Annotated in this window: 8 protein-coding genes and 1 CRISPR repeat array; of the genes, 3 read left to right on the plus strand and 5 right to left on the minus strand. The window is 68.2% G+C overall.

The window, feature by feature from the left end; genetic code table 11:
• Position 1 precedes the first annotated feature (1 nt).
• Positions 2–456: direct repeats of the CRISPR family, unit length 29 nt; unit sequence CGGTTCACCCCCACGTGTGTGGGGACTTC.
• 166 nt (positions 457–622) lie between these two features.
• From GT354_RS30040 to GT354_RS30050, 3 genes are read right to left on the minus strand one after another with little or no spacing between them, the layout of a single operon-like run.
• Positions 623–1,303 (minus strand): cysteine hydrolase, encoded by a 681-nt coding sequence (locus tag GT354_RS30040; RefSeq protein WP_346012239.1) that lies wholly within the window; start codon positions 1,301–1,303, stop codon positions 623–625.
• A gap of 33 nt (positions 1,304–1,336) precedes the next feature.
• Positions 1,337–1,522: a DUF397 domain-containing protein gene (locus GT354_RS30045; RefSeq protein ID WP_161359523.1), complete on the minus strand. Its 186-nt coding sequence runs from the start codon at positions 1,520–1,522 to the stop codon at positions 1,337–1,339.
• Complete coding sequence (locus tag GT354_RS30050; RefSeq protein ID WP_161359524.1) at positions 1,519–2,331, minus strand: helix-turn-helix transcriptional regulator; 813 nt, start codon at positions 2,329–2,331, stop codon at positions 1,519–1,521. The genes GT354_RS30045 and GT354_RS30050 overlap by 4 nt, the downstream gene beginning before the upstream one ends.
• 846 nt (positions 2,332–3,177) lie before the next feature.
• Here GT354_RS30050 and GT354_RS30055 point away from each other — a divergent pair.
• Entirely contained in the window at positions 3,178–3,807 is a 630-nt protein-coding gene (locus tag GT354_RS30055; RefSeq protein ID WP_161359525.1) for a class I SAM-dependent methyltransferase, read from the plus strand.
• Between the two features lie 865 nt (positions 3,808–4,672).
• Here GT354_RS30055 and GT354_RS30065 read toward each other — a convergent pair.
• On the minus strand, positions 4,673–5,086 hold the full coding sequence (locus GT354_RS30065; protein ID WP_161359526.1) for a helix-turn-helix domain-containing protein: 414 nt from the start codon (positions 5,084–5,086) through the stop codon (positions 4,673–4,675).
• A gap of 101 nt (positions 5,087–5,187) precedes the next feature.
• Between GT354_RS30065 and GT354_RS30070 the strand changes: the two genes are divergently transcribed.
• The gene (locus tag GT354_RS30070; protein ID WP_161359527.1) at positions 5,188–6,039 is read left to right on the plus strand and encodes an alpha/beta hydrolase; all 852 of its coding nucleotides are present in this window, start codon (positions 5,188–5,190) and stop codon (positions 6,037–6,039) included.
• Positions 6,040–6,473: 434 nt separating this feature from the next.
• Complete coding sequence (locus GT354_RS56695; protein ID WP_161359528.1) at positions 6,474–7,667, plus strand: IPT/TIG domain-containing protein; 1,194 nt, start codon at positions 6,474–6,476, stop codon at positions 7,665–7,667.
• Between the two features lie 522 nt (positions 7,668–8,189).
• Here GT354_RS56695 and GT354_RS54665 read toward each other — a convergent pair.
• The coding region (locus GT354_RS54665; RefSeq protein WP_237535599.1) for a hypothetical protein at positions 8,190–8,507 on the minus strand (318 nt) is incomplete at its 5' end.

Genomic DNA, 8,507 nt, shown 5'->3' on the forward strand with positions numbered 1-8,507 from the left:
GCGGTTCACCCCCACGTGTGTGGGGACTTCACCGCACCGGACCCCTCAACCCACGACACCGACGGTTCACCCCCACGTGTGTGGGGACTTCGCCGGGGATCCAGTCGAGGACGCGGTGGCCGCCGGTTCACCCCCACGTGTGTGGGGACTTCTAAGACTGTTGACCTTGAAGACTCTCTCTCCGGTTCACCCCCACGTGTGTGGGGACTTCAGCGCGGCACGCGTGTCGCTGTCGTCGGAGTGCGGTTCACCCCCACGTGTGTGGGGACTTCGCCGCCCACGTCAACACCAGGGTCAGCGCCGACGGTTCACCCCCACGTGTGTGGGGACTTCTCTCAAGGGAGTTCGCGTCCGCCGCGACGGTCCGGTTCACCCCCACGTGTGTGGGGACTTCCCGGGCGCGAACGTACTGCAACGGATGCTCGACTGGTTCACCCCCACGTGTGTGGGGACTTCCCTTGTTGACCTGCGGGTTTTGGGGGGTGTTGCTGATTCGTTATGGCGTTTTGGGTATTGCGGCAAGGGTGTTGCCTGATTGGGGTTGTGCAGGGGTTTTGTGTGGGGTTGGGGGTAGGTGATCGTGTGCGTTTGGCCGCCTTTGTGCGGAGGTTCGTGGTTCGGTTCATGATGTGGGTTGTGTGTTGGTTGCGGGCCAGTCGGCGCAGGGTAGGACTTTGAAGCCTCGGCTGGGGAAGACCGCGTTCATGAAGAAGTCGTGCATGGCTGTGTCGGCGTCGGCGCAACCGTCGAGTAGTACCGTCACCTCGTAGTCGCGGTCTGCTGCGTCGTAGCACGTTGCGGCCACCATGGCGCTGGTTGCGACTCCGGCGATTGCGATGGTGGTGACGCCGCTTGCGCGAAGCACGAGGTCGAGGTCTGTGCCGGCGAACGCACTGCCTCGGCGTTTCAGTACGACGATGTCCTCTTTGGCGACCGGCAGAGCGATTTCGGTGCCGGCCGATCCCTCGTGGAACGTGTCCCCGGCTTCGAAGAAGGTTCTGAAGAGGGCGTTGTTCGGCGGCAGGTCGGCTCCGTTGGCGCGCAAGGCGAAGTGCACGAACACGACGAGGACGCCGACCTCGCGGGCGCGTGGCAGGAGTTCGGTGAGCGGCGGTACGACACGCTTGGTGAACGGGTAGTTGCTCGTGATGCCGTGCTGGATGTCGCCGATGATCAGTGCGGTGGTCAGGACGGGCTCCGTTCGGACGGCGGATGACTTCGTGGCGCCGCCGTGTTCCCGATCGACGCTTGGCCGGGCCTTGGTTGCCGCGGCGGCGGGAGTTTCGTCAAGTGGGCGGCTCACCACGGGACTTGGTCGCCGCCGGTGCTCTCTCGCTCAGGTGCCGGCGAGCCCCGTGATCAGGGCGACCCACGCCGCCGACTGGACCTCGAGGTGACCGATGGTCAGGTCTTTGGAGTCGCGGATACCGATGGGAGCACCAAGGCGGGCCGTCTCGACGCAGTTGCCCTCCTGTGCGCCGCTGTGGGAGGACTTGAACCAGCGAGGGGACGGGGTGCTCATGGGTGAAGCTCCATCTGTTGTGCCCTGATCCAGGCGAGCGATTGGGCGGGGGACAACGTCTTGGTCCGCAGGTAATCGTAACGTCGTTCGCACTCGCGTACAGCGTCGAGGTCGCAGATCAGATCTCCCGATCCCATCGTCTCGACGTAGGCGTACTCTTCCCGCTCCGGATGACTGAGCAGGGTCACCGGGGTTGCCGAGCAGGCATGTACGCCTGCTTCCACGAGCAATAGCTGAAGAGTTACGTTCGGCAACTCGGCCCGTTTGACGAGGTGATCGAACTGCTCCGCCACGACGTCCTTGTCCGGAATGGCCTTCAGGCGCATCAGCGCGACTTCATCGACCACCGCCCACAGTTCCGTCCGGTTCGGCCCCACGAGGATGTCCTGGCGACCCATACGCGTCGCCACTCGATCTTCGATCGGCCGCGCTTCCACGTCGAGCGGTTCGCCTGCCTTGAACAGGTGCGTCGCGTACCCGGGCGCCTGAAGCAGTCCTGGGATCACGTCGACCTCGAACACGCGAATACGGACCGCGCCGGCTTCGGCGTCCAGCAAATCCCTCAACCAGGACGGTGGTTGGGCTTCCTCCTTGAGCGCCAAGCCGCACAGCCGCTGGAGGGTGCCGTCGGCGCCGAGGGCCCGTTCGAAGAATTCGGTGATGTCGGGTTTGGGGCCGCGCTCGGCTGTTTCGAGTTGGCCGATGTACGAACCCGAGCACTTGACGTGATTTCCCAGGGCGGTTTGCGTCAATCCTGCCTTTTCGCGCAACCGGCGTAGTTCGAATCCGTAGCACGCGCGTGCGGACACGCTCGGGTCCAGGTCCTTCGGTGCAGTCATCTGGGCACTCCGCAGATCTTCTGTTGAGCAGGTAGCGATTTCCACACTACGACCGCAGGGGTTGAGTGGTTACGACCTTCGAAAGAACCGCCATAGGGGAAGTGTTCGATGGGAATCCTGCAAGGCGCAAGCGGAATGATGATCGGCGTTTATCGGATTACCGAGAGCGGTGAGCGCCAGGTGATCAAGGAGCGCGCGCTCGTCGTGTGCTCGGTGAACTCGACTCTCCCTCTTACTCAGAGTTGGCCGCCTTGCGCGTGTCCGGTCCACGAAGCGGAGCGATCGGAGGAGCGTTCCGTCGGCAGCCTTGAGTGAGCTTCGCGGGAAGCGTACGTACCAAGTGGTGGCGTCTGCTTATCACTTCGGGAGGGTGCCGGCAGGGGTTTCCTCGCGGATCCGTTGCGCATTGTTGCTGACGGGCGGCTGGGAGGGAGTCGTACAGCCTTTGGCAACGGGCGAAGAGTCCCCCCGGCTGAGCGGCCGCGTCGTGCGTCCGGGCTCTGCCCTTGGCGCGGCAGCGGTGCAGGCCATTCCCTCTTGGTGGTTGTCGCTCTGATGGAAGCTGCGGAAGAGGAGTCGGCTCGCGGTCGCCGGTTAGCGGTGAGCGGGTTTGAGGTGCGCCCCGCCCGCGAGGCCGGCAAGTGCCGCATCAGGCAACGTGCGTTGTGTGACTTCCGCCCGGTCGGCCGGCTGGGTGGCGGGGCGGTAGTCGGGTCTGTCCCGGTGGTAGTCCGAGCCGGACAGCCGTCCCCAGGGTGTGTGACGGCGCGGGGCCGGAGGCGCTGCGGACGTGCGCGGATGCTAGCTTCCGTTTTCGTGACGGGACACCAGGACGAGACCAGGGCGGCCTATGACGAGGTCGTCGAGCTGTACGCGTCGATGTTCGCCGATCGGTTGGAGGCGCAGCCGTTCTCGCGGAACATGATCGGCACCTTTGCCGAATTGGTGCGCAACACGGGCAACCTGCGGGCAGCCGATGTCGGGTGCGGGCCCGGACACCTGACGGCCATGCTGCACGAACTGGGCCTGGACGCCTGCGGGTTCGACCTCTCCCCGGCCATGGTCGACCACGCCCGGCGGGCCCATCCGGCGCTGCGGTTCGACGAGGCTCGGACGGAGGCCCTGCCGGTCAAGGACGGCGCGCTCGGCGGTGTTCTGGCGCACTACTCGATGATCCATACCCCGCCAGGAGAATTGCCCGCGCTGCTCGCCGAGCAGGTACGGGTTCTGGCTCCAGGGGGTTTGCTCCTGGTTTCGTTCTTCGGGACCGACGGGCCGGAGCCGGTGCGCTTCGACCACAAGGTGACACCTGCTTACAGCTGGCCGGTGGACCGGTTCGCCGAGTTGCTGGCCGGGGCCGGGCTGGTTCCGTTCGCCCGGCTGCTCCACGACCCGGCCTCCGAGCGGGGCTTCCTCGACGCCCACGTACTGGCCCGCCTCGCCTAGGGACGAGGGCGGGCCGGCCGTCCGTCCGGCGTCGGCGCCGGCCGATCGACGGCGTACGGTCTCGGATCCGGGATCCGGGCCGTTGTTGCTTGGCGGGACGTGCTCATCGAGTACTGGCCGTGGGGACGGATTTACGACCTGTTCCGCCGATCGCAGCGGGACGGCACCTGGCATCGGAACCTCGCCCGGTTCCAATCCCCGGCAGACGCGAAGGGTGCGATCACGTGGGATCTGAGCGTCGACTCCGCGGTGTGCCGCGCCCGTCGGCATGCGGCCGGGGTCCGCAAGCAGGGTGACCTGCGTAAGGAGCCGCCTGGCGACATGTTCACCGAACCTCGTGATCACGGATCACGGGTCCCAGATCACGGCCCGGGACGCTCGCGCGGCGGGTTCACCACCAGGCTGCACTTGGCTGTCGGGCAGGCCGGAAGCCTGTGTCAGTCGTGGTGACCACTGGCCAACGTAGGGACTCTCCGCAGTTCGACCAGTTCGACCCGTGCCGGAGCAGTTCCGTGTGCCCGGCATCGGGCCGGCCGTCACGCGTCCGCCCCGACCGTGTGCGGGCCGCAGGATCCGCCGCACCATCCCGGACGGGGCCGACCAGGCACGCAACCGCGAGCGGCCTGGTGCCCGCGGCGGCCGTCCGCCGAGGTTTGGCCCGCAGGATCGCAAAGCCCGGCACGCGGTCGAGTGCGCCATCAATCGCCTCGAAAGGCACCGCGCCGTGGCCGCAACGTACGACAAGCTCGCGGTCCGCTGCGCGGCGACCGTTCCTGTCGCGGTCGTCAACGAGTGGCCGTCAACAAGCGGCCGTCAACGAGTGGCCGTCAACGAACGGCTGTGAACGGCACGTTCGATCCGTGCCCTAGTCGGGAGGTGACTCGTCGGCGAGCCGGTTGCTGCGGTCGATCTCCGACATGTGTGCCTCGGCCCAGACCCGCAGGGCGGAGAGCGGCCCTTCGAGGGACAGGCCGAGTTCGGTGAGCCGGTAGTGGACGGCGGGTGGCACGGTGGGTTCCACTCGGCGCGCGACCAGGCCGTCGCGGACGAGGCTCTGCAGGGTGACGGACAGCATCTTCTGTGAGATGCCGGGGATACGGCGCCGCAGTTCCGCGAAACGGAGCTCGTCCGGCGCCTCCTCGGCCAGCACCTTGACCGCCATCGACGTCCACTTGGTGCCGATACGGTCGAGCAACCGGCGGGTCGGGCAGAGCGGATTCAGCACATCGCCCCGCTCGCCGGGCCGTCGGCCGGGTTCGCCGGGCCTCGATGTGGTCACTCGGGGCTCACCACCTGAAGGGAAAGTGCCGTCTTGGAGAAACCAGGGTAGTTCCTTAGCGTGACGTGGTCACTATTCCTCACCACATCTGGAGCCTCTCCATGCCCGAGCTGCGGCGCATCCCCGTCAACGGTGTCGAACTGAACGTCGCCCTCGCCGGATCGGGCCCGGCCGTCCTGCTGCTGCACGGTTTTCCGCACACCTGGGAGCTGTGGACGGACGTCATGGCCGACCTGTCCGACCGCCACCGCGTCATCGCGCCGGACCTGCGCGGGTTCGGCGCGAGCAGCGCGGCCGCGTCCGGGTACGACGCGGAAACCCTGGCCGAGGACGCCGCAGCGCTTCTCACCACGCTCGGGGTGTCCTCGGCCGCGGTGGTGGGCATCGACGCGGGTACCGCGCCGGCCTTCCTCCTCGCCCTGCGCCGCCCCGATCTCGTTCGGCGCCTGGTCGTCATGGAATCCGTTCTGGGCGGGCTGCCCGGCGCCGAGGAATTCCTCGCCGACGGGCCGCCGTGGTGGTTCGGCTTCCATTCCGCCGCGCCCGGCCTCGCCGAGACCGTACTGGAGGGCAACGAGGCCGCCTACGTCGACTGGTTCCTGAATGCCGGAACGCTCGGCGACGGGGTGCGCCCCGCCCTCCGGGACGCCTTCGTCCGCGCATACACCGGCCGCCAGGCGTTGAGCCGCGCGTTCTCGTACTACCGGGCGCTGCCGGAGAGCGCGGTACAGATCGAGCAGGCGGTCGCCACGGCCCGCCTGACAGTGCCGACGATGACGTTGGGCGCCCGGCCCGTCGGTGCGGTACTGGAACGCCAGCTCCGCCCGATCACCGACGATCTCACCGGACACGTCATCGAAGACTGCGGCCACATCATCCCGCTGCACCGGCCACGCGCCCTGCTCACGCTGCTGCGTCCATTCCTTGCCGGTGAGGACGCGAAAGCAACATGACCGAGTCCCGGAGGGCCGGCCTTCGATACACGCCCAGAGCATGCCCGTGCGGCCGGTGAACGCGGTGCGGGGGGTGCCGACGTCCTGACGGGCGGCCGGGCCCCGCCCCCTACCCGTGCGGCACCGAAGTCGGGCCACAACTCGGGACCGGGGGCCCGGGTGCGGTCCGGCGCGCCGCGCGGTGGTCGAACGCCCGGCCGTTGGCGGGCAGTACAGCGTGTGAGGGCCGGACGTATTCGTCGTGCTCGCCGCCGGCCGAGGCGTCCCCCGGTCGCATTCCTCCGCGCCGGCTCACCGTTCGCCGTGGAGCCGCGTACCCGCCCCCGGCTGGTCCGAAAGCGTGGACTCGGAGCCGGGATGTCGTCGAGCCCCGCCGTGGCTCGTGGGCGGAAAAGTAGGTTGAATGCGGCGCACTTCGGCGCAACGAGTTCGCCGTGGTCATCCGCGGCACGGTCGGCAACGAGGCCGACCTGCTCGAAGACCTCGGCGTCGGCACCGTGGTCCCGTTCACCGCCGTCGGTTCGCCGCCGAACCCGGTGTGGGTCGCCAAGAGCGCGATGGAGGCGTTCACCCAGGTCGTGACCATGGACTCGGTGGGTGTCGCGCCGGCGCAGGCGCCGGCCAGGGTACTCGCCAAGGCACCGCCGAACCCGACGGTCCGCGTGATCGACCACAGCCTCGGCGGCTGCATCGCGACCATGATGGCGCCGTACCTCCAGGCGCAGATCTGGTCGGACACGACGCCGCAGTTCGCGCTGCACACCTCCGCCGCGCCCACGGCCCGGCGGCTCGGACTTCGCGTCGTACGTAGACTCCCTGCCCTGGGTCGCCAGCGAGCGCTACTACAACGCCTACGACCTCGTACCGCAGGCGTGGACCAGCCTCGGCGACGCCAGGTCGTGGCACCCCGGCTCCGGCCCGGCCCGGCCGCGACCAACGACGTCAAAGCGGTCGTCTCCACGCTCGCCGGCCTCCCCGGCCCCAATGTCCACGCGCAACCGGGCGACGCCTGCGAACTCAACCCCACCTACGGGACGCCCGGGTTCCACGACCCGAGCGTGACCAGGAAGTCGCTCCAGGACTTCATGGGCCAAGTCGCCTACCAGCACGCCGATTCCACGTATCCGGCCCTGCTCGGCGCGCCCGACGTCCTGTCGAGTCCGGTGGTGACCTCCATCAGTCCGAACGTCGGTCCGCCGGGCACCGGCGTCACCATCACCGGCAGCGACCTGGGCACCGGCGTCGACACCGGAGTCGACTTCGGCACGCTGCCGTGCCCCCGGTTCGACGTCACCGACAACGGCACCCGGATCACCGTCTACCTGCCCACCGGAATCGGTGTGGGCGTCGTCGCCGTCCGCGTCACCACCAACCTGGGCACCTCCCCGGCCGTCCCCTCCTGCCGCTTCTCCTACGGCGGCACCGCGCCCGTGGCGGTCACCGGCATCCGCCCAACCACCGGGCGCAGGAATGCGCAAGTCACCATCGGCGGCGAGAACTTCGGCCAGGACGCCGAGGTCTACTTCGGCAACAACCGCGCCGAACTTCAGGGGATCACCCCGCCGAACCGGATCGTCGCCCTCGCACCCAAGGCCGACGATCCGGTCCGACCGACCCCACCACCGTGAACGTGACCGTGCTGTCGAAGGGCTACTCGTCCCCCGCAACCCGGGCCGACGAGTTCGACTACGAAGTGCCGGTGGTCGACTCGTCGCCCGACTGAAGATCCGGCGCGGCTGTCTGGCACCGCGTACGGCACCCCGTATGACGCGACCCCCGCAACCGGAGCCACAGCCCCCGGACACCGACCGCCCGCCACCGGCAACCGGCAACCGGCCACCCACCGCCCACCCAACGGCTCCACCCGCCAACGGCCTTGGTTCGAGATGCGCAGCCCGGGACCCCCGAGTGCGAAGCGGGTCAAGTGGGTTGTGTCGGCCGGCGGGACTGCGGTCCCGCGCAGCGTCGCCAAAGTCGGACGGTCGACGCCTCGCGCCTCGGCTGCGAGGGAATCGGGGTGGCGGGTGAGCCACTGGTCCGGGCGAACCTGTCGTCCCGGTCGAGCGTGTGTTCCGACGCCCGTGTGGCATTCACGACGTGCTGGGCGTCTGGCCGATCGGTCGACCTGCACCGGGTACGGGCCCGGCCGATCAGCAGTGCGAGGCCGACTCGATCTTGATGCCGGTGAGCACTTCCTGCCCGTCGAAGTAGTCCCGCGAATTGGGGTTCAGACATGTGTAATTCGTCTGGCCGTTGTCGGTATAGCGCAGCCACGCCCGGTCGTCGTTTCGGGTGTTGTACACGTAATTTGCTCCGTGAGCGGCGGCGCTGAGGTTCTGGTAGCCGGACGTGATGTCCTGGTACCTCGCATTGGGGTTCGCGGCGTTCCACCTGGCTTGGTTCTGGTAGAAGCAGACCTGCGGATAGATGCAGCCGTTGTATGAGGTGGCGGAGGCGGTGGGGGCCAC

The organism is Streptomyces sp. SID3343, from assembly GCF_009865215.1.
Lineage (GTDB): Bacteria > Actinomycetota > Actinomycetes > Streptomycetales > Streptomycetaceae > Embleya.

Coding starts and splice junctions, on each gene's coding strand:
- GT354_RS30045 (WP_161359523.1), bottom strand. CDS start 1,522: ATGAGCACCCCGTCCCCTCGCTGGTTCAAGTCCTCCCACAGCGGCGCA.
- GT354_RS30070 (WP_161359527.1), top strand. CDS start 5,188: ATGCCCGAGCTGCGGCGCATCCCCGTCAACGGTGTCGAACTGAACGTC.